This window comes from Cupriavidus sp. GW821-FHT07C08, from assembly GCF_059419025.1.
The window spans coordinates 111,977-130,885 of sequence record NZ_JBWKQZ010000007.1 but is presented as its reverse complement, the minus strand read 5'-3'; the positions used below and the strand labels follow the sequence as shown (position 1 = coordinate 130,885).

Annotated in this window: 18 protein-coding genes; 8 read left to right on the top strand and 10 right to left on the bottom strand. The window is 67.0% G+C overall.

What is annotated here, in order from left to right; translation table 11 throughout:
• Window positions 1–113: 113 nt before the first annotated feature.
• Window positions 114–1,787, top strand: coding sequence for a dihydroxy-acid dehydratase (gene ilvD, locus AC07UK_RS11675; protein WP_494686527.1), 1,674 nt, complete (start codon window positions 114–116; stop codon window positions 1,785–1,787).
• Window positions 1,788–1,891: 104 nt separating this feature from the next.
• Here the strand turns inward: ilvD and AC07UK_RS11670 are convergent, their stop codons facing one another.
• The 3 genes from AC07UK_RS11670 to AC07UK_RS11660 are packed head-to-tail and all read right to left on the bottom strand — an operon-like array spanning window position 1,892 to window position 4,384.
• A complete protein-coding gene (locus tag AC07UK_RS11670; RefSeq protein WP_494686526.1) occupies window positions 1,892–2,377 on the bottom strand; it encodes a hypothetical protein in 486 nt (161 codons plus the stop codon).
• Complete coding sequence (locus AC07UK_RS11665; protein ID WP_010814936.1) at window positions 2,374–2,808, bottom strand: DNA polymerase III subunit chi; 435 nt, start codon at window positions 2,806–2,808, stop codon at window positions 2,374–2,376. Before AC07UK_RS11665 ends, AC07UK_RS11670 begins: the two co-directional genes overlap by 4 nt.
• Window positions 2,809–2,845: 37 nt before the next feature.
• Window positions 2,846–4,384 carry a leucyl aminopeptidase gene (locus AC07UK_RS11660; protein WP_494686525.1) on the bottom strand — a complete coding sequence of 513 codons (1,539 nt, stop codon included), beginning with the start codon at window positions 4,382–4,384 and terminating at the stop codon, window positions 2,846–2,848.
• A 187-nt stretch (window positions 4,385–4,571) separates the two neighbouring features.
• On the opposite strand from AC07UK_RS11660, the gene lptF reads away from it, so the two are divergent.
• Genes lptF through AC07UK_RS11645 form a run of 3 tightly spaced genes read left to right on the top strand, consistent with a single transcriptional unit; the run spans window position 4,572 to window position 7,268 of the window.
• Window positions 4,572–5,699, top strand: coding sequence for an LPS export ABC transporter permease LptF (gene lptF / locus AC07UK_RS11655; protein ID WP_013957824.1), 1,128 nt, complete (start codon window positions 4,572–4,574; stop codon window positions 5,697–5,699).
• Complete coding sequence (gene lptG, locus AC07UK_RS11650) at window positions 5,696–6,862, top strand: LPS export ABC transporter permease LptG (RefSeq protein WP_436222510.1); 1,167 nt, start codon at window positions 5,696–5,698, stop codon at window positions 6,860–6,862. The genes lptF and lptG overlap by 4 nt, the downstream gene beginning before the upstream one ends.
• Before the next feature lie 13 nt (window positions 6,863–6,875).
• Window positions 6,876–7,268 (top strand): sirohydrochlorin chelatase, encoded by a 393-nt coding sequence (locus AC07UK_RS11645; protein WP_494686524.1) that lies wholly within the window; start codon window positions 6,876–6,878, stop codon window positions 7,266–7,268.
• An 81-nt stretch (window positions 7,269–7,349) separates the two neighbouring features.
• Here AC07UK_RS11645 and cobA read toward each other — a convergent pair whose 3' ends face one another.
• The 7 genes from cobA to AC07UK_RS11610 are packed head-to-tail and all read right to left on the bottom strand — an operon-like array spanning window position 7,350 to window position 14,371.
• Window positions 7,350–8,150 carry a uroporphyrinogen-III C-methyltransferase gene (gene cobA / locus AC07UK_RS11640; protein WP_494686523.1) on the bottom strand — a complete coding sequence of 267 codons (801 nt, stop codon included), beginning with the start codon at window positions 8,148–8,150 and terminating at the stop codon, window positions 7,350–7,352.
• Window positions 8,151–8,177: 27 nt separating this feature from the next.
• A complete protein-coding gene (locus AC07UK_RS11635; protein WP_494686522.1) occupies window positions 8,178–9,482 on the bottom strand; it encodes a sulfate adenylyltransferase subunit 1 in 1,305 nt (434 codons plus the stop codon).
• Window positions 9,483–9,508: 26 nt separating this feature from the next.
• A complete protein-coding gene (gene cysD, locus AC07UK_RS11630) occupies window positions 9,509–10,474 on the bottom strand; it encodes a sulfate adenylyltransferase subunit CysD (protein WP_010814943.1) in 966 nt (321 codons plus the stop codon).
• An 11-nt stretch (window positions 10,475–10,485) separates the two neighbouring features.
• A complete protein-coding gene (locus AC07UK_RS11625; RefSeq protein WP_494686521.1) occupies window positions 10,486–11,289 on the bottom strand; it encodes a phosphoadenylyl-sulfate reductase in 804 nt (267 codons plus the stop codon).
• Entirely contained in the window at window positions 11,286–11,870 is a 585-nt protein-coding gene (locus tag AC07UK_RS11620) for a DUF934 domain-containing protein (protein ID WP_494686520.1), read from the bottom strand. The genes AC07UK_RS11625 and AC07UK_RS11620 overlap by 4 nt, the downstream gene beginning before the upstream one ends.
• Window positions 11,871–11,886: 16 nt before the next feature.
• Window positions 11,887–13,569 carry a nitrite/sulfite reductase gene (locus tag AC07UK_RS11615; RefSeq protein ID WP_494686519.1) on the bottom strand — a complete coding sequence of 561 codons (1,683 nt, stop codon included), beginning with the start codon at window positions 13,567–13,569 and terminating at the stop codon, window positions 11,887–11,889.
• 28 nt (window positions 13,570–13,597) lie between these two features.
• Complete coding sequence (locus tag AC07UK_RS11610) at window positions 13,598–14,371, bottom strand: sulfite exporter TauE/SafE family protein (protein ID WP_013957833.1); 774 nt, start codon at window positions 14,369–14,371, stop codon at window positions 13,598–13,600.
• Window positions 14,372–14,536: 165 nt separating this feature from the next.
• On the opposite strand from AC07UK_RS11610, the gene AC07UK_RS11605 reads away from it, so the two are divergent.
• The 4 genes from AC07UK_RS11605 to AC07UK_RS11590 all read left to right on the top strand — a co-directional run bounded on the left by AC07UK_RS11605 (window position 14,537) and on the right by AC07UK_RS11590 (window position 18,890).
• Window positions 14,537–15,478, top strand: coding sequence for a CysB family HTH-type transcriptional regulator (locus tag AC07UK_RS11605; protein ID WP_010814948.1), 942 nt, complete (start codon window positions 14,537–14,539; stop codon window positions 15,476–15,478).
• An 86-nt stretch (window positions 15,479–15,564) separates the two neighbouring features.
• Complete coding sequence (locus AC07UK_RS11600) at window positions 15,565–16,728, top strand: methyltransferase (RefSeq protein ID WP_494686518.1); 1,164 nt, start codon at window positions 15,565–15,567, stop codon at window positions 16,726–16,728.
• 85 nt (window positions 16,729–16,813) lie between these two features.
• Entirely contained in the window at window positions 16,814–17,980 is a 1,167-nt protein-coding gene (locus AC07UK_RS11595; RefSeq protein WP_494686517.1) for an ABC transporter substrate-binding protein, read from the top strand.
• On the top strand, window positions 17,964–18,890 hold the full coding sequence (locus AC07UK_RS11590; RefSeq protein WP_494686516.1) for an NAD(P)-dependent oxidoreductase: 927 nt from the start codon (window positions 17,964–17,966) through the stop codon (window positions 18,888–18,890). The genes AC07UK_RS11595 and AC07UK_RS11590 overlap by 17 nt, the downstream gene beginning before the upstream one ends.
• The last annotated feature ends 19 nt before the right edge of the window (window positions 18,891–18,909 follow it).

The window sequence follows — 18,909 nt, the reverse complement described above, 5'->3', positions numbered from 1 at the left end:
ATTTGACACTCCAAAACGCAAGCGTCATTCTTTGGCCCACAACATCGCCGCCGTGCGTTCGTGCAGCCTTCGGGCGCGGCGCGGCACCGAAGATCCCCCGGAGATTCCCCACCATGGCATTCAACAAACGCTCGCAGAACATCACGCAAGGCGTGGCGCGTTCGCCCAACCGTTCGATGTACTACGCACTCGGCTACCAGAAGGAAGACTTCGACAAGCCGATGGTGGGCATCGCCAACGGCCACTCGACCATCACTCCCTGCAACGCCGGCCTGCAGCGCCTGGCCGATGCCGCCATCGACGCCATCAAGGCGTCCGGCGCCAACCCGCAGGTGTTCGGCACGCCGACCATCTCGGACGGCATGTCGATGGGCACCGAGGGCATGAAGTACTCGCTGATCTCGCGCGAAGTCATCGCCGACTGCATCGAGACCGCCGCGCAGGGCCAGTGGATGGACGGCGTGGTCGTGATCGGCGGCTGCGACAAGAACATGCCGGGCGGCATGATCGCGCTGGCGCGCACCAACGTGCCGGGCATCTACGTCTACGGCGGCACCATCAAGCCGGGCAACTGGAAGGGCAAGGACCTGACCATCGTGTCGTCGTTCGAAGCCGTGGGCGAATTCACCGCCGGGCGCATGAGCCAGGAAGACTTCGAAGGCGTGGAAAAGAACGCCTGCCCCTCCACCGGGTCGTGCGGCGGCATGTACACCGCCAACACCATGAGCTCGTCGTTCGAGGCGCTGGGCATGTCGCTCTTGTATTCGTCGACCATGGCCAACCCCGACCAGGAAAAGGTCGACAGCGCCGCCGAATCGGCGCGCGTGCTGGTGGAAGCCGTCAAGCAGGACATCAAGCCGCGCGACATCATCACGCGCAAGTCGATCGAGAACGCGGTGGCGCTGATCATGGCCACCGGCGGCTCGACCAACGCCGTGCTGCACTACCTGGCCATCGCCCACGCCGCCGAAGTGGAATGGACCATCGACGACTTCGAGCGCATCCGCCGCAAGGTGCCGGTGATCTGCAACCTGAAGCCGTCGGGCCAGTACGTGGCGACCGACCTGCACAAGGCCGGCGGCATTCCGCAGGTCATGAAGATCCTGCTCAAGGCCGGCATGCTGCATGGCGACTGCCTGACCATCACCGGCCGCACGCTGGCTGAAGAACTGGAAAACGTGCCCGACACCCCGCGCGCCGACCAGGACGTGATCCTGCCGATCGAGAAGGCGCTGTACAAGGAGGGCCACCTGGCCATCCTGAAGGGCAACCTGGCCGAAGAAGGCGCGGTCGCCAAGATCACCGGCCTGAAGAACCCGGTCATCACCGGCCCGGCACGCGTGTTCGAAGACGAGCAAAGCGCGATGGAAGCCATCCTGGCCGACAAGATCAACGCCGGCGACATCCTGGTGCTGCGCTACCTCGGCCCCAAGGGCGGCCCAGGCATGCCGGAAATGCTGGCCCCGACCTCGGCCATCATCGGCAAGGGACTGGGCGAGTCGGTCGGCTTTATCACCGACGGGCGCTTCTCGGGCGGCACCTGGGGCATGGTGGTCGGCCACGTGGCGCCGGAAGCGTACGTGGGCGGCACCATCGCGCTGGTGCAGGAAGGGGATTCGATCACCATCGACGCGCACAAGCTGCTGCTGCAGCTGAACGTGGCGGATGAAGAGCTGGCCAGCCGCCGGGCCAACTGGAAGCAGCCGGCGCCGCGTTATACGCGTGGGGTGCTGGCGAAGTTCTCCAAGCTGGCGTCAACGGCGAGCAAGGGTGCGGTGACGGACTGATTTTCAGCCGCGCTGATGCAAAAAAGCCTGCGAGCAATCGCAGGCTTTTTTGTTTGCCGACGTCTGTCGAGCCCCGCCGGTTCGCTCCAGCCCTTCAGCCGCCGTTAATCCGCCCCCGGCGTCTTCTCGATCTCCTCCAGCGTCGCATCCAGCCATTCCACCAGCCGCGCCTCCAGCGACTGCGTCAACTCGCTGGCCAGTTGCGCCGTCAGCGGCGCCAGCCGCGACTGCAGCGTGGCTTCGGTATGGGCCGCCACGACCTGCGGCCATTCGGTGCGAAAGCGCATCATCACGCGCGTCAGCAACTCGGTGCGCACAGCGCGCAGGTCGTCTTCGCCCGGGGCGCCGGTATCTGCCGGCATCGTCGATGCCGGCGCGGCGCCCTCGTCCGCCACGGCGTCGCCGGTATCGCCGACATGCATGACCAGGCCCGAATCGGCCATGCCGAAGGTATCGATCACGCCCTCTGGCGAAGCGGCAGCCGGCGCTGCTGCCCCTGCGTCCGGCAGTTCGAACACCTCGGTCAGCAGCGGGATGCTGTCGTTCGGATCGAGCCGCGGGATCACCCGCGAGGTGGTGCGTTCGCTCATGCGGCGTCTCCCTTGGGCTGGCCGATGTCGTGGTGCGTCAGCGGATAGCCGCGTTCGCGGTAGAAACGGTAGCGCTGGCGGCCGGCCTCGCGCGCGGCATCGCCCGCGCCCACCACCTCGATCAGGCGTTCAAAGCTGGCGAACTGCGCCGGGGCCTGGTCGGCCAGGTTGATCAGCAGCTGGTGGTGCGGCACGCCTTCGGTGGTGGCGGCCAGCAGGATCGGCGTGACCGCCGCATTGGGGCTTTCCAGCCCGCAATGCGGCAGGAAGTCCAGCGCGGAGAAGGTCCACAGGCGCGCATCCAGGTCCGCCAGCTGCGCCGGCGCCCCGTGGATCACCACCTTCTGCCCGGCGCCGTAGGCCTTGCGGACCAGCCGGCAGACATAGCCGAGCACGTCCGGCACGTTGCTGTGGAAATCGATGCGCGTCATGGACCCTTGCTGCCTCTGTTGCCTGCCGCCGCTGCCATCAGGCCGCGCGGTCCATCAGGAACTGCGCCAGCAGCGGCACCGGGCGGCCGGTGGCCCCCTTGGCCGCGCCGCTCTTCCAGGCGGTGCCGGCGATGTCCAGGTGGGCCCAGTCGTACTTCTCGGCAAAGCGCGACAGGAAGCACGCCGCCGTCACGCTGCCGGCCGGGCGGCCGCCGATATTGCCCATGTCGGCAAAGTTGGACTTGAGCTGGTCCTGGTATTCGTCGTCCAGCGGCATGCGCCAGGCGGTGTCCATGGCGCGGCGGCCGGCCTGCAGCAGGCCATCGGCAAGCGCGTCGGAGCGCGCGTACAGGCCGCTGTTGACATGGCCGAGCGCGATGATGCAGGCACCCGTCAGCGTGGCCACGTCGATCACCGCGGCCGGCTTGAAGCGCTCTACGTAGGTTAGCGCGTCGCACAGGATCAGGCGGCCTTCGGCGTCGGTGTTCAGGATCTCGATGGTCTGGCCGGACATGCTGGTGACCACGTCGCCCGGCTTGGTGGCGATGCCGCTGGGCATGTTCTCGCAGGTCGGCACCACGGCGATGACGTTGAGCTTCAGGCCCATCTCGGCCACGGCCTGGATCGTGCCCAGCACCGAGGCGGCGCCGCACATGTCGTACTTCATCTCGTCCATGCCCTCGCCCGGCTTGAGCGAGATGCCGCCGGTATCGAAGGTGATGCCCTTGCCCACCAGCACCACCGGGGCCTGCTTGGCACCGGCGCCGTCGTAGCGCAGCACGATGAACTGCGGCGGCTCTTCGCTGCCCTTGGTCACGGCCAGGAAGGCCCCCATGTTCAGGGCCTCGATCTGCTTGCGGCCCAGCACCTCGGCCTTGAGCTTGTGGCGCTTGGCAATGCCGCGCGCGGTATTGGCCAGGTAGGTCGGCGTGCAGATATTGGACGGCAGGTTGCCCAGGTCGCGCGTCAGCTCCATGCCGTTGGCGATGGCGGTGCCGCGCACCACGGCCTGGGTGGCGGCGCGGGCATCCCCGCTGTCGACCGCGATCACGACCTTGCGCAGCGACGACTTGTCGTTGCCGTTGGGCTTGCCGTTGGCATTGGCGCGCTTCAGGCCCGGATGGCGCTCCAGCAGGCGATAGCCGGCTTCGCGCACCAGCGTGATGGTGGTGATCACGCCCCAGGCGACATCGCGCTGCTGCGGCGCCTGTTGCGCCAGGCACCACAGGGCCGAGGCGGCACGCGTGGACGACAAGGCACGCACGGCGGTGCGGACCGCGTCGGCAAAGGCCTTGTCGCTGAAATCGGCTTCCTTGCCCAGGCCCACCAGCAGCACGCGCGCGGCGCCCACGCCGGCCACCTCATGCAGCATCAGCTGGGTGCCGCGCTTGCCTTCGAAGTCGCCCTGCTTGACCAGCCGCCCCACCAAGCCCTTGGTGGCCACATCCAGTGCCTTGGCCACGCCGGCCAGGTTCTGGCCTTCGAACAGGCCGACCACCAGGCAGTCAGTCTTGGTCGCCAGGAAACCATTTTGGCCGGCTTTGCTCCAATCCAAGGCTTTTGTGCTAAATTCCATCGCGCTTCCTTCCAGGGGCTCGTTAGACACGAAAGCCTCCATTATCCGCGATTTTTATCCCGCGACCTGCCGCCGCTGATACGCCCCGGCCACGCTGACAGCTTGTTGTGCTGCCAGCCAGCTGTTCTGCCAGGCACCTCGCACGGCACATCGCCCGCTCCGGCCGGCAGCCCGGAACCGAACCCGCATGATCCTTCAACAAGCCCTGCGACGCGAGCTTGCCTACACCGCCGGGGCGGTGTTCCTGGTGATGCTGACCTTCATGCTCACGTCGCTCGTGATCCGCATCCTGGGGATGGCCGCCAACGGCAAGGCCAGCCCCAACGACGTGCTGATGCTGATCGGCCTGGCCACCATCGGCTACCTGTCGATCCTGCTGTCGGCCACGCTCTTCATTTCCACCCTGATCGTGCTGACGCGCTGGTACAAGGACTCGGAGATGGTGGTGTGGTTCTCGGCCGGCATCTCGCTGCGTGACCTGGTCAAGCCGGTGCTGCAGTTCGCCGCACCCTTCGTCGTGCTGGCGCTGCTGCTGGGCATGTTTGCCTGGCCCTGGGCCAACCAGCAGAGCGCGCTGTTCCGCGACCGCTTCGAGCAGCGCGGCGTGATGTCGATGATTGCCGCGGGGCGCTTTATCGAGCCGGCCAAGGCCAACTACGTGCTGTTCATCGAGGGCATGGATGCCGACATGAAGTATGCGCGCAATGTCTTCGTCGCCAACTCCGAGGCCGACAAGATCGGCGTGGCACTGGCGCACCAGGGCAAATTCGAGACCATGCCCAACGGCGACCGCCTGGTGGTGATGGAAAACGGCCGCCGCTACTCGGGCACGCCCGGCCAGATCGACTACCGCATCGTTGAATTTGGACGCTACGCGGTCAAGGTGGACAACAAGCCGCCCGAGTCCGAGGCCGACCAGCCGCCCAAGAGCCGCGACACCATCGACCTGATCCGCAACCCCACGCGCGAAAACCTGGGCGAGCTGGTGTGGCGCATCTCGCTGCCGATCCTGGCCTTCAACTTCGTCATGATCGCGATCCCGCTGGCCTACGTGAACCCGCGCCTGGGCCGCTACACGCCGCTGGTGTTCGCGGTGCTGATCTACCTGACCTACAGCAACCTGATCAACCTGTCGCAGTCCTGGGTGCGCTCGGGTGCGATCCCGTTCTGGCTGGCGTGGTGGCCGATCCACCTGGTGGTGTTCGTGGGGGCGCTGCTGCTGTTCCGCTACCGCCAGAACCGCAGCCTGGGCGGCTGGCGCGCCGTGTTCGGCCTGCGCAGGCGCGATGCCGCGGCCACCGGAGGCCGGGCATGAGGATCCTGCGTGTTTATGAACGCTACTTCGGCCGGCTGGTCTATGGCGTGTTCGCCTTTATCCTGTTCGCGGTGCTGTCGCTGTTTGTGTTCTTCGACATGCTCAACGAGCTGGAGAGCGTCACCAACCAGTACACCTCGCTGATCGCGCTGTTCCACGTCCTGCTGCAGGCGCCCACGCGGGTGTATGAGGTGCTGCCGATCGCGGTGCTGATCAGCGCGATCTACGTGTTCTCACAGCTGGCCAGCCAGTCCGAGTACACCATCTTCCGCGTGGCCGGCCTGAATACGCGCCAGGCGCTGTTCTCGCTGTTCAAGCTGGCGGTGCCGCTGGCCATCGTGACCTTTATCTTCGGCGAGTTCATCGGTCCCCGCGCCGAGCAGTACGCGCAGAAGATCAAGCTCGAGGCAATCGGCGCAACCGTGTCGTCGGGCTTCCGTTCGGGCGTCTGGGTCAAGGACCGCGACAAGGATGCCGCCACCGGCGGCGGCGAGATCACCCGCTTCGTCAACGTGGCGGGGTTGCGGCCGGACCAGACCATCACCGGCATCACCATGTACGAGTTCGACCCGCAATACCGCCTGCGCTTGATCCGCGTGGCGCAGGAGGGGCGCTACCAGGGTGGCCAGTCGTGGGAACTGCAGGGCGTCAACGAGACCCGCTTCATCGAGCTGGCGCCCGCGGCGCAGGGAGCGAAGCCGGCACGCGATGCGCTGGCCCCGGATTTCCGTGCCGAGCAGGTCAAGTTCCCGCGCGTGACCATGCATTCCGAGCTGACGCCGCAGATCCTGTCGGTGCTGCTGGTGACGCCTGAGCGCATGTCGACGCTGGACCTGTTCCGCTATATCCGCCACCTGCGTGACAACAAGCAGGACACGCAGCGCTATGAGATCGCCTTCTGGAAGAAGGTGATCTACCCGCTGACACTGTTCGTGATGGTGGCGCTGGCCCTGCCCTTCGCCTACCTGCACGCCCGTGCCGGCGCCGTCGGCGTCAAGGTGTTCGGGGGCATCATGCTGGGGCTGTCGTTCCACTTGTCGAACACGCTGTTCTCGCACGTCGGCCTGCTGCATACGTGGCCGCCGATCATCTCGGCGCTGGTGCCAGGCACGCTCTACCTGATGGTGGCGCTGCTGGCGCTGCGCTGGGTGGACCGGCACTGAGGGGCGGGCTGCCATGACCGCCTCCGCCCGGGCCCTGGTCTTGTTCGCGCATGGCGCGCGCGATGCGCGCTGGCGCGAGCCGTTCGACCGCCTGCAGCAGAAGGTGGCCGCTGCCCTGCCCGGGTGCGAGGTGCGGCTGGCGTTCCTGGAACTGATGACGCCCGCGCTGCCCGACGCGCTCGCCGACCTGGCAACGCGCGGCGTGTCCGACGCCACCGTGGTGCCGGTGTTCCTGGGCCAGGGCGGCCACCTGCGGCGCGACCTGCCGGCCTTGCTCGACCAATGCCGGCAAGCGCATCCCGGGCTGAGCATCCATTGCGCGACGGCAGCAGGCGAGGCCGATGCGGTGCTCGATGCGATGGCGGCGTACTGCGTTGCCTCAATGCCCGCAAGCGGCCAGCCCTGAGCAGAAACATGGCCCCCGATGACAAAAGCCCTGTACCGGCATGCCGGTACAGGGCTTTTTTTCTAGTGGTGCGTAGTGCGCTCAGGCAGCGCGCGGCGCCTGCACGACGGTTTCGTCCACGCCTTCGCGCGGTGTTTCGGTAGCCCGCGCAGCCAGCGCCGCCCCGATCATCAGCAGGCTCGGCTGCACCGGATCGATCCACGCCGCGGCCTCGCCCGCTGCCATCCGGCCCAGCGTGAATTCACGACTACGCTGCCGCGGCGTGCTGGCGGCTTCCACCACCCACGCCGGCGTGGACGCCGGCTTGCCATGCGCGATCAGCTGCGCGGCAATCGACGCCGCCTGGTCGCGGCCCATGTAGTAGACCAGCGTATCGGCCTTGACCGCGGCTTCGATATCGGCCGAGCCGTCACCATCCGCAGCCTTGGCCTGCGTGGCAAACGCCACGCTGCGCGACACACCCCGCTTGGTCAGCGGCTTGCCAATCGCCGAAGCGGCCGCCAGCGCCGCCGTGATGCCCGGCACCACTTCATACTCGATGCCGGCCGCTTCCAGCGCCTGCAGCTCCTCGTCGGCACGCCCGAACAGCATCGGATCGCCGCCCTTCAGGCGCACCACGCGTTCGTACTTGCTGGCCAGGTCGACGATCTGCCGGTTGATGAACAGCTGCGCGGTGGAACGCTGCCCGCAGCGCTTGCCCACCTCGACCAGCTCGGCCTGCGGACACCAGGCCAGCATCTCCGGCGACACCAGTGCATCATGCAGCACCACCTGGGCTTCGCCCAAAAGCCGTGCACCACGCACCGTAATGAGGTCTGCCGCACCGGGGCCTGCCCCGATCAGGAACACCTTGCCGTAAGTCTTCTGCGCCTGCTTGTTCATCTCCGGTCCCTTTCCTGTCGTTACCGATCAGGAGAACGCACGGATCATGCCCGCGGCCACCGTGTGGTTGGTCGCTTCGTCGATCAGCACGAAGGCGCCCGTTGCCGGGTTGTCGCCATAGGCATCGCACACGATCGGCTTCTGCAGCGAGATCTGCACCGAACCGATATCGTTCAGGCGGATATCGTGGCGGCCGGTCTCGTGCGACAGGGTGTGCACGTCCAGCACGCGGTCCACCGCCGACACGCGCGCAAACACGCTGGCCGTGGTGTGCTTGAGCACGTACTTGCGCGCCGGGTTCAGCGATTCGTCGTCGAACCAGCACAGGTCGGCCTGCAGCTTCTTGGCCGGCGCGGTGGCGGCATCGGCGGCGACGAACATGTCACCGCGTGATACATCCACGTCCTCGGACAGGCGCACGGTGACCGTGTCGCCGACATTGGCAGATTCGGCGGCGCCGTTGGGCGTCAACACTTCGGCCACCACGGCCTCGCGGTTGGCGGGCAGCACGCGCAGCTTCTGGCCCACGCGCACGGTGCCGGCTTCGATGCGGCCGGCATAGCCGCGGAAGTCGTCCGACTGCGAACCGTCCTGGCGGATCACCAGCTGCACCGGGAAACGCAGCGCGGCGTCATCCTCGGGCGCGGCCTCTTCCACCGGCAGTTCTTCCAGCAGCGGCAGCAGCGGCTCGCCCTGGTACCAGGCCATGGCATCGCTCTCGTGCACGATGTTGTCGCCGCGCAGCGCCGACACCGGCACGTAGCGCACATCCTTCAGGCCCAGTTGCTCGGCCAGTTCGGTGTAGGCGGTGCGGATCTCGTTGAAGCGCTGTTCGCTGTAGTCGACCAGGTCCATCTTGTTGATGGCGACGATCACGTGCCGGATCTCAAGCAGCTTCAGGATCGCCGAGTGGCGCTTGGTCTGCGCCAGCAGCTCGACACGGCCGTTGGTGACGGTGACGCGGGTGGCATCGACCAGCACGATGGCCGCGTCCGCGGTCGAAGCGCCGGTGACCATGTTGCGGGTGTACTGCTCATGCCCCGGCGTATCCGCGATGATGAACTTGCGGCGCGCCGTCGAGAAGTAGCGGTAGGCCACGTCGATGGTGATGCCCTGCTCGCGCTCGGCCTCCAGGCCGTCGGTCAGCAGCGAGAAGTCGATCTGCTCGCCGGCGGTGCGCTTGTTCTTGGCGTTGGCCAGCGCGGTCAGCTGATCGGACAGCACGGCCTTGCTGTCATATAGCAGGCGGCCGATCAGCGTGCTCTTGCCGTCGTCGACGGAGCCGGCGGTGATGAAGCGCAGCAGGCCTTGATGAGTTGCTTGGTGAGTCATGTTGAATTCCTTTGCTGCGTCCGGGATCAGAAGTAGCCTTCTTTCTTCCGGCGTTCCATCGAGGCTTCGCTGGTCTGGTCGTCCATGCGGGTGGCGCCGCGTTCGGTGATCTCGGTCACCGCGGTCTCGGCGATGATCGCTTCCGGCGAATCGGCAACGCTGGCCACCGGGCAGGTGCAGCTGATGTCGCCGACGGTACGGAAGCGCACCGACAGCACTTCGCTGACGTCACCGTCCTGCTTGGGCGTGATCGGCGTGACCGGCACCAGCAGGCCGTTCTTGCGCACCACTTCGCGCTGGTGCGAATAGTAGATAGGCGGCAGCGCCAGCTTTTCGCGGGCGATGTACTGCCACACGTCCAGCTCGGTCCAGTTCGAGATCGGGAACACGCGCATCTGCTCGCCCTGCGCCATGCGGGCGTTGTACAGGCTCCACAGCTCGGGGCGCTGGGCCTTGGGGTCCCACTGGCCGAACTCGTCGCGGAACGAGAAGATGCGCTCCTTGGCGCGGGCCTTCTCTTCGTCGCGGCGGGCACCGCCCATCAGCGCGTCGAACTGGTGCTCGCCGATGGTTTCCAGCAGCGTCACGGCCTGGGCCGCGTTGCGCGAATCGGTTTCCTTGCGCAGGCGCACGGTGCCGCGCTTGATCGAATCTTCCACATGGCCCACCACCAGGCGCGCGCCCAGCTCAGCCACGCGCTGGTCGCGGAAGGCGATCACTTCCGGATAGTTGTGGCCGGTGTCGATATGCACCAGCGGGAACGGCAGCTCGATCTTGCGCTCGCCCAGGCGGAAGGCCTTCAGCGCCAGGTGCAGCATCACGATCGAGTCCTTGCCGCCCGAGAACAGCAGCGCCGGGTTGCGGCACTCGGCCACCACCTCGCGGATGATGTAGATCGACTCCGCTTCGAGGCGGTCGAGGTGATCGTTCTGTACTTGCAACAGGTGCGCCACGCTGCTGGTGGCTTCTGCGATGTCGTTCATGATGCCCATTTTTTCCGGCCTCAATGCTTGATGTTCTGTTCGTGAAGCCCGCACTCTTTCGAGTCCTTGCTCTCCCACCACCAACGTCCCGCACGGACATCCTCGCCCGCGCGCACGGCACGCGTACACGGCTCGCAGCCGATGCTCGGGTAGCCCTTGGCGTGCAGGTCGTTGATGGGCACGTTGTGGCGCTTCAGGTAGGCCCACACTTCGGCCTCGCTCCAGTCCGCCAGCGGGTTGAATTTGGGGATGCCGCGGGCCTCGTCCAGTTCCTCGAACGGCAGCTCGGCGCGCGTCACGGCCTGCTCGCGGCGCTGGCCGGTCATCCAGGCGTCGGCGTGCGACAGCGCGCGGTTCAGCGGCTCGACCTTGCGGATGCCGCAGCATTCCTTGCGCAGGTCGATGCTGTCGTAGAAGCCGTTCAGGCCATTCTTCTTCAGGTAGTTCTCGACGGCCTCGGCGTCCGGCGTGAACTGCTCGATGCTGTAGCCGTAGTGCGACTGCACCTTGTCCAGCACCGCCAGCGTCTCGGCGTGCAGGCGCCCGGTCTGCAGCGTGAACACGCGGATGCCGGCGCGCACGGCTTCGGTGCCGCGCAGGATGGCGTCGGTCAGCACCATGTCCTCGGCCGCCAGGCTCGAGGCAAAGCGCGCGCGGAAGAAGCGCGCGGCGATGCCGGCAAGGCGCTCGCCCAGTTCACGTTCCTTCTGCGCCAGCGCTTCGATGCTGCCGGTGTATTCCGGCGCCACCCACAGCGCGGGCGGCCGCAGTCCCGACACCGCTCCGGCATCGACCACCGCGATTTCGCTCAGCACCGTGCTCATGCCGTTTCCTTCGACTGCACGGCACCACCTTCGGTGCGCGCACGGCGGAACAGCGGCAGCGGCTCATCCACCGAAGCCTGGTAGGTCACGGTGAACTCGGTGAAGCCCTTGATGGCGTCGTCGATGTTCTTGTCGGCGCGCACCGCGAAGGCATCGAAGCCGCAGCGCTTCATGAAGTTGAGCTGGTCGCGCAGCACGTCGCCGATGGCGCGCAGCTGGCCCTTCCAGTGGTAGCGGGTGCGCAGCAGGTAGGCCGTGGAAAAGCCGCGGCCATCGCGGAACACCGGGAAGTCCACCGCCACCAGCGCCACGCGCGCGAAATACGCCTCGGCATCGCCCGGCTCGTCTTCCGGGGCCAGCCACACGCCGGTGCGGGCCGCGTCGCGGCCGGCCAGCAGCGCTTCGTTGGCCTTGAACACCGACAGCGGAAACAGCACCGCGTCCTGGCTTTGCACGGCCGCGGCGATCTGCTCGTCGGTCAGCGGCTGCTCGGCGGTGCCGCGCAGCACGGTCCAGGCGTCATCGACGATGACGGGGGCGACGGTAGCGCCGTCCTGTTGCAGTTGAATGATCTTTGCCATGTTCAGTCTCCGGTCCTCAGGCTTCAGCGCGCTCGCGCGGCTGCTTGTCGGCATAAACGCGCTCCTTGAACGGGGCGATGCCGATGCGGGACAGGGTTTCGATAAAGCGTTCGTCTTCGATGCGGTTGGCCACGAAGGTGTCGATGATGCGGCTCACCACCTCGGGCATTTCCTCGGCGCTGAACGACGGGCCGATCACCTTGCCCAGCGCGGTCTGGTTGCCCTGGGCGCCGCCCAGCGTGACCTGGTACCACTCCGAACCATCCTTGTCGACGCCCAGCACGCCGATATTGCCGACGTGGTGGTGGCCGCAGGCGTTGATGCAGCCCGAGATGTTCAGCGAGATCTCGCCCAGGTCATAGACGTAGTCGAGGTCGTCGAAGCGGTCCTGGATCGCCTGCGCGATGGGGATCGACTTGGCGTTGGCCAGCGAGCAGAAATCGCCGCCCGGGCAGGCGATGATGTCGGTCAGCAGGCCGATATTCGGGGTGGCGAGGCCGGCCTTCTTGGCCAGTTGCCACAGCGCGTACAGGTCCTGCTTCTTCACGTCCGGCAGGATCAGGTTCTGCTCATGCGCGACGCGCAGCTCGCCGAAGCCGAACTGGTCAGCCAGGTCGGCCACGGCTTCGATCTGCGCGTCGGTGGCGTCCCCCGGGGGCGAGGCCACGCCCGGCTTGGTCGACAGCGTCACCGCGGCGTAGCCCGGCACCTTGTGGCCGTGCACGTTGCGGCTGACCCAGCGCGCAAAGGCCTTGTCTTCCAGCAGGTGGTTCTCGTACGAAGCGTCGGTGTCGGCCAGCTTTTCATAGGCCGGCAGCGTGAAGTATTGCGCCACGCGGTCGAACTCGGCCTGCGTCAGCGTGGCCGGGCCGTCCTTGCTGTGCTGCCACTCTTCCTCGACTTCCTGCGCGAACTTCTCTGCGCCGATGGCCTTCACCAGGATCTTGATGCGCGCCTTGTACTTGTTGTCGCGGCGGCCATAGCGGTTGTACACGCGGATGGCCGACTCGACATAGGACAGCATGTGCTGCCACGGCAGGTCGTCCTTGATGATCGTGCCCAGGATCGGCGTGCGGCCCAGGCCGCCGCCGGCCAGGATGCGCAGGCGCGTTTCGCCTTCGGCGTTCTTGTAGGCGTAGATGCCGATGTCGTGCATCTGCACCACGGCGCGGTCATTGGCCGAGGCCGAGATGGCGATCTTGAACTTGCGCGGCAGGAAGGCGAATTCCGGCTGGAAGGTGCTCCACTGGCGCAGCAGCTCGGCCAGCACGCGCGGGTCCACCGACTCGTCCGGCGCCACGCCGGCGAAGTGGTCGGTGGTGATGTTGCGCACGCAGTTGCCCGAGGTCTGGATGGCGTGCATCTCGACGCTGGCCAGCTCGGCCAGCACGTCAGGCACGCGCTCCAGTTCCATCCAGTTGTACTGGATGTTCTGGCGGGTCGAGAAGTGGCCATAGCCGCGGTCGTACTCGCGCGCGATATGGCCCAGCTTGCGCATCTGCTTGGACGACAGCAGGCCGTACGGAATCGCCACGCGCAGCATGTAGGCATGGCGCTGCATGTACAGGCCGTTCTGCAGGCGCAGCGGCAGGAATTCTTCCTCGGTCAGCTCGTCGGACAGGCGGCGGCGCACCTGGTCACGGAACTGGGCGACGCGCTCGGCGACGATGCGCTGGTCATATTGGTCGTACTGATACATGGCGGGGTCCGTTCAGTATTCGTTGAATTCAGGAAACGAGCTTGATGGCGACCAGCGTCAGCGTGGTCGCCAGTGCGGCACGCACCAGCCGTTCGGGCAGCGCCCGCGACAGTTGCGCGCCCAGCCAGATGCCGGGGATCGAACCCACCAGCAGCGCCAGCAGCAAATTCCAGTCGACCGTGCCGAGCCACACATGGCCCAGCCCGGCAAGCGCCGTCAGCGGGACGGCATAGGCAATGTCGGTGCCGGCCACTTCAGCCGGCTTCATATGGGGATACAGCAGCAGGATCAGCGTGGCGCCGACCGCGCCGGCGCCGATCGACGACACCGTCACCAGCACGCCGATCACGGCGCCGACGGCGATGGTGGCAATGACCTGGGCGCGGCCGTGCAGCTGGAAGCGCGGATTGCGTTCCAGCCAGGCCAGCATCTGCTTGCGGAACAGCAGCGACAATACGGTCAGCAGCACCGACACGCCGATGGTCAGGCGGATCGCATGCAGCCACTGGGCGTTGAGCTCGCCGGCGCTCTTCAGCACCAGGATGGCGGCCACTGCCGCCGGCAGGCTGCCGATGCACAGGCGCCGCACCACCTGCCACTGCACATGGCCGTGGGCGCGGTGCGCGATGGTGCCGAAGCCCTTGGTGATGGCCGCAAACGCCAGGTCAGTGCCGACCGCAGTGGCCGGCGAGAAGCCGAACAGCAGCGTCAGCAGCGGCGTCATCAACGAGCCCCCACCCACCCCGGTCAGACCGACGAGGACGCCTACAAACAGACCGGAAACGGTATAGGCAACAGACATGGGGGACTCGGTGGGGCCTGGCCCGTGGATCTCGCATCACAAAGTGGCTGCTGCGAGAAGACGCACGGAGGGCTGGCCATTAATTAACAAAGTTCGAGAATCGTAATAAACTGGCCTCATACCTCAAACTAATAAGAAGTTGTTTGTTTATACGATCCCAGATATATGAACCTGCACCAGTTTCGCTTCGTGCGTGAGGCCGTCCGGCAGAACTACAACCTGACCGAGGCCGCCAAAGCGCTCTACACATCACAACCTGGCGTGTCCAAGGCCATCATCGAGCTGGAAGAAGAGCTGGGCGTGGATATCTTTACCCGCCACGGCAAGCGCATCCGCAGCCTGACCGAGCCGGGCCGCCGCATCTTGAGCTCGGTCGAGAAGATCCTGCAGGAGGTGGAGAGCCTGAAGCGCGTCGGCATGGACTATGCGGCACAGGACCAGGGCAACTTCACCATCGCCACCACCCACACCCAGGCGCGCTACGCCCTGCCACGGGTGATCAGCGAGTTCACCAAGCGCTACCCCAAGGTGCGGCTGTCGATACAGCAGGGCAACCCGGCGCAGATCGCCGACATGCTGCTGCACGACCAGGCCGACATCGGCATCGCGACCGAAGGCATCTCCGCCGACAAGAACCTGGTGTCGCTGCCTGGCTACCAGTGGACCCATATGGTGATTACGCCACCCGAGCATCCGCTGCTGGACAAGAAGCACCTGGCGCTGGAAGACCTGATGGGTTACCCGCTGATCACCTACGATGCCAACTTTGCCGGCCGGACCAAGATCGACAAGGCCTTCGCGCTGCGCCACCTGGAGCCGGACATCGTGCTGGAGGCCATCGACGCGGACGTGATCAAGACGTATGTCGAGATCGGGCTGGGCGTGGGCATCGTCGCCGGCGTCGCCTATGATGCCGAGCGCGACCGCAACCTGCGCGGCATTTCGGCCGGCCACCTGTTCGGCAGCAACGTGACGCACCTGGCCGTCAAGCAGGGTGCCTACCTGCGCAGCTTTGTCTACACCTTCATCGAGCTGTTCTCGCCGACGCTCAACCGCAAGCTGGTTGAGCAGGCCATGTCCGGCGAACACGAAGCCTACGAACTCTGAGGACGGCCCCCGCCGCCTCTCTCTATATAAGAAGCAAACCCAACCATGCATCTGCTGCCCATCACGCCCTGCCGGCCGGAGGCCCTGTGAGCGACCTGCCCCGCATTCACTGGACCGAGGACGGCGTCGAGCGCAGCGCCGCCTGGCGCTCTGAAGCCGGCCTGCCGCCGCCGCGCCGCGTGGTCATCGCCGACGACACCACCAGCGCCGACACCGCCTACCGCCTCGCCTGCGAGGGCACCGCGCTGCTGTGGCGCGGCGACTTCCAGAACGCGCGCCAGCTGCTGCACGCGCTGGCCCGCCGTACCGAGCGCAAGCCCAAGAAGGCCAGCCGCCCCGGCCAGAAAGCCAAGGACAAGGCCAAGGGCGGGGCCGCGTCGCCAATCGAGGCCTTCAACCTGCACCGGCTGGCCCAATCCCAACGCGCCCGCACGCTGGGCATGCTGCTGCTGCCGTTCGAGGCCAGCCACGAAGTGCCGCTGCGCCGCGCGCCGGATGTGCGCGACGCCTGCGAACAGGTCTATGGCCCGGCCAGCGAGCCCTACGTGGCGTCGATGCGCGAGCTGCTGGGCATGATCGGCGCCTATGAATGGCGCAAGAAGGGCGTGGAGATCCCGGCGCTGGAAGACCGCATCCACCCCTGGTACGGCGTGTTCTCGCCGGTGCGCGGCGAGTATGTCGACCTGGTCGCGGCCGAGCCGCTGCCGGCCAAGACCCTCGCCTTCGATATCGGCACCGGCACCGGCGTGCTGGCCGCGGTGCTGGCCCGCCGCGGCGTGCAGCGCGTGGTCGCCACCGACCAGGACCCGCGCGCGCTGGCTTGCGCGCGAGAGAACATCGCCCAGCTTGGATACGCCCGGGAGGTCGAGATCGTTCAGGCCGACCTGTTCCCCGAAGGCCGGGCGCCGCTGGTGGTGTGCAACCCGCCCTGGGTGCCGGCCCGGCCCAGCTCGCCGGTCGAGCGCGCGGTCTACGACCCGGACAGCGCCATGCTGCGCGGCTTCCTGCAGGGGCTGGCCGAACACCTGGCGCCGGGCGGCGAAGGCTGGCTGCTGCTGTCGGACCTGGCCGAGCATCTCGGCCTGCGCCCGCGCGAGGAACTGATGGGCTGGATCGACGCCGCCGGGCTGAAGGTGCTGGGCCGCTCCGATATCCGCCCGCGCCACCCGCGCGCGACCGATGCCGCCGACCCGCTGCATGCGGCGCGTTCCGCCGAAGTGACCACGCTCTGGCGCCTGGGCGCGCGCTGACCAGCACGGCCGCGGCGGGGCGCAGGCGTGCCCCGCCGGCCGAGTTCGGCTATCCTTCCCGTCACATATAAGAACGGAGGAGACGATGCTGACACTGCCCCTGCGCCCCCTGCTGCTGGCCGGCGCCCTGCTCTTCACCAGCGCCGCCGCGCATGCCGACATCCGCGTCGGCATCGATGTGTCCACCACCGGGCCGGCGGCCTCGATCGGCATTCCCTCCAAGAACACCGTGCTGATGTGGCCGCAGACGCTGGGCGGCCAGAAGGCGCACTACGTGATCCTGGATGACTGCACCGATCCGGCCGCGGCGGTGCGCAATGTGCGCAAGCTGATCTCCGAGGAAAAGGTCGACGTGATCGTCGGCCCCAACATCACCCCCACCGCCATCGCCGCGCTCGACGCCGTGGCCGAGGGCGAGACCCCGATGGTGGCGCTGGCCGCCTCGGCCTCCATTGTCGAGCCGCAGACCGACGCCAAGCGCCGCTGGGCCTTCAAGATGCCGCAGAACGACTCGCACATGGCGACCGTGCTGACCGAGTACATGAGCAACCACGGCGTCAGGACCGTCGGCTTTATCGGCTTTGCCGACGCCTACGGCGAAAGCTGGTGGCGTGAATTCTCAAAGCTGGCCGAGGTGCGCAAGATCAGGGTGGTCGCCAACGAGCGCTTCTCGCGCAACGACACCTCGGTGACCGGGCAGGTGCTCAAGCTGCTGGCGGCCAACCCGGACGCGATCCTGATTGCCGGCGCCGGCACGCCGTCCGTACTGCCGCAGAAAACGCTGGGCGAGCGCGGCTACAAGGGCAAGGTCTACCAGACCCACGGCATCGCCACCTGGGACTTCCTGCGCATGGGCGGCAAGGATGTGGAAGGCACGCTCTTCCCGACCGGGCCGGTGGTGGTCGCGCGCCAGCTGCCCGAGAGCCACCCGGTGCGCAAGGTGGCGCTGGACTTCGTCAACCGCTACGAAAGCAAGTATGGCGCCGACAGCGTCACGCAGTTTGCCGGCGACGCCTGGGGCGCGTGGATGCTGCTGGACGACGCCGCCCGCCGCGCGCTGAAGACCGGCGCCCAGCCCGGCACGCGCGAATTCCGCGCCGCCATGCGCGACGCACTGGAAGCCACCACCAACCTCACCATCCCCAACGGCGTGATGAACCTGAACCCGAAGGACCACCAGGGCTTCGACCAGCGTTCGCGCGTGATGGGGGTGATCCGCAACGGCAAGTTCGCCTATGCGGGCGATAAGTAGCCCGCCGTATCAAGAAAGGAAGCATGGCATGAGCACCACTCTCACCCCCACCACCGTCGCCTTCATCGGCCTGGGCGCCATGGGCTCGCACATGGTCCGCCACCTGCTGGCCGCCGGCCACACCGTGCGCGCCTTCGTGCGCCGCCCGGAAGCGGCCGAGGCCGCGCGCGCGCTGGGGGCGGAACCCTTCTTCACCCCGGCTGAAGCGGCGCGCGGCGCCAGCGTCGTCTTCACCAACGTGACCTCGTCCGAAGACGTGCGCGAAGTGTTGCTGGGCGAGCAGGGCGTGGTCCACGGCGCGGCGCCGGGCACCATCTGCGTGGACCACAGCACCATCTCGCCGATCGTCACGCGCGAGATCGCCGCGGCGCTGGCCGCGCGCGGCATCGAGGCGCTGGACTGCCCGGTCTCGGGCGGCACCATGGGCGCCGAGGCGGGCACGCTGACCATCATGGTCGGCGGCAAGCCCGAGATGCTGGAGCGCGTGCGCCCGCTGCTGCAACTGCTGGGTAAGACCATCACCCATATCGGCGACCATGGCGCGGGCCAGGTTGCCAAGCTGTGCAACCAGATCGCGCAGGTGGTCAATATCGAAGGCATTGCCGAGGCCATGCGCTTTGCCGCCGCGCAGAATGTCGACACCGGCCGCGTGTTCGAGGCCATGGCGACCGGCATGGCCGGCAGCCGCATGCTCGACCTGATGGGTCCCAAGATGGTGGCGCGCAACTTCGCCGCCGGCATCGAGGCGCGGCTGCACGACAAGGACTTCGGGCTGGCGCGCGATATCGCCGAAGAAATCGGCCTGGACCTGCCCGCGATGGAGGCCACCTCGGCGCAACTGTGCACGTTGATGGCCAACGGCTGGGGCAAGGACGATACCTCGTCGCTGCTGCGCGTACTGGAGGGCTGACGCCCTTGCGCCCGGTGCG

Excerpts from the sequence above, each read along its gene's own strand:
- ilvD (WP_494686527.1), top strand. The coding sequence starts at position 114 with ATGGCATTCAACAAACGCTCGCAGAACATCACGCAAGGCGTGGCGCGT.
- lptF (WP_013957824.1), top strand. The coding sequence starts at position 4,572 with ATGATCCTTCAACAAGCCCTGCGACGCGAGCTTGCCTACACCGCCGGG.
- AC07UK_RS11620 (WP_494686520.1), bottom strand. The coding sequence starts at position 11,870 with ATGGCAAAGATCATTCAACTGCAACAGGACGGCGCTACCGTCGCCCCC.
- AC07UK_RS11595 (WP_494686517.1), top strand. The coding sequence starts at position 16,814 with ATGCTGACACTGCCCCTGCGCCCCCTGCTGCTGGCCGGCGCCCTGCTC.
- AC07UK_RS11665 (WP_010814936.1), bottom strand. The coding sequence starts at position 2,808 with ATGACGCGCATCGATTTCCACAGCAACGTGCCGGACGTGCTCGGCTAT.
- AC07UK_RS11615 (WP_494686519.1), bottom strand. The coding sequence starts at position 13,569 with ATGTATCAGTACGACCAATATGACCAGCGCATCGTCGCCGAGCGCGTC.
- AC07UK_RS11610 (WP_013957833.1), bottom strand. The coding sequence starts at position 14,371 with ATGTCTGTTGCCTATACCGTTTCCGGTCTGTTTGTAGGCGTCCTCGTC.
- AC07UK_RS11590 (WP_494686516.1), top strand. The coding sequence starts at position 17,964 with ATGCGGGCGATAAGTAGCCCGCCGTATCAAGAAAGGAAGCATGGCATG.
- cobA (WP_494686523.1), bottom strand. The coding sequence starts at position 8,150 with ATGAACAAGCAGGCGCAGAAGACTTACGGCAAGGTGTTCCTGATCGGG.
- AC07UK_RS11660 (WP_494686525.1), bottom strand. The coding sequence starts at position 4,384 with ATGGAATTTAGCACAAAAGCCTTGGATTGGAGCAAAGCCGGCCAAAAT.
- AC07UK_RS11605 (WP_010814948.1), top strand. The coding sequence starts at position 14,537 with ATGAACCTGCACCAGTTTCGCTTCGTGCGTGAGGCCGTCCGGCAGAAC.
- AC07UK_RS11645 (WP_494686524.1), top strand. The coding sequence starts at position 6,876 with ATGACCGCCTCCGCCCGGGCCCTGGTCTTGTTCGCGCATGGCGCGCGC.
- cysD (WP_010814943.1), bottom strand. The coding sequence starts at position 10,474 with ATGGGCATCATGAACGACATCGCAGAAGCCACCAGCAGCGTGGCGCAC.
- AC07UK_RS11635 (WP_494686522.1), bottom strand. The coding sequence starts at position 9,482 with ATGACTCACCAAGCAACTCATCAAGGCCTGCTGCGCTTCATCACCGCC.
- lptG (WP_436222510.1), top strand. The coding sequence starts at position 5,696 with ATGAGGATCCTGCGTGTTTATGAACGCTACTTCGGCCGGCTGGTCTAT.
- AC07UK_RS11670 (WP_494686526.1), bottom strand. The coding sequence starts at position 2,377 with ATGAGCGAACGCACCACCTCGCGGGTGATCCCGCGGCTCGATCCGAAC.
- AC07UK_RS11625 (WP_494686521.1), bottom strand. The coding sequence starts at position 11,289 with ATGAGCACGGTGCTGAGCGAAATCGCGGTGGTCGATGCCGGAGCGGTG.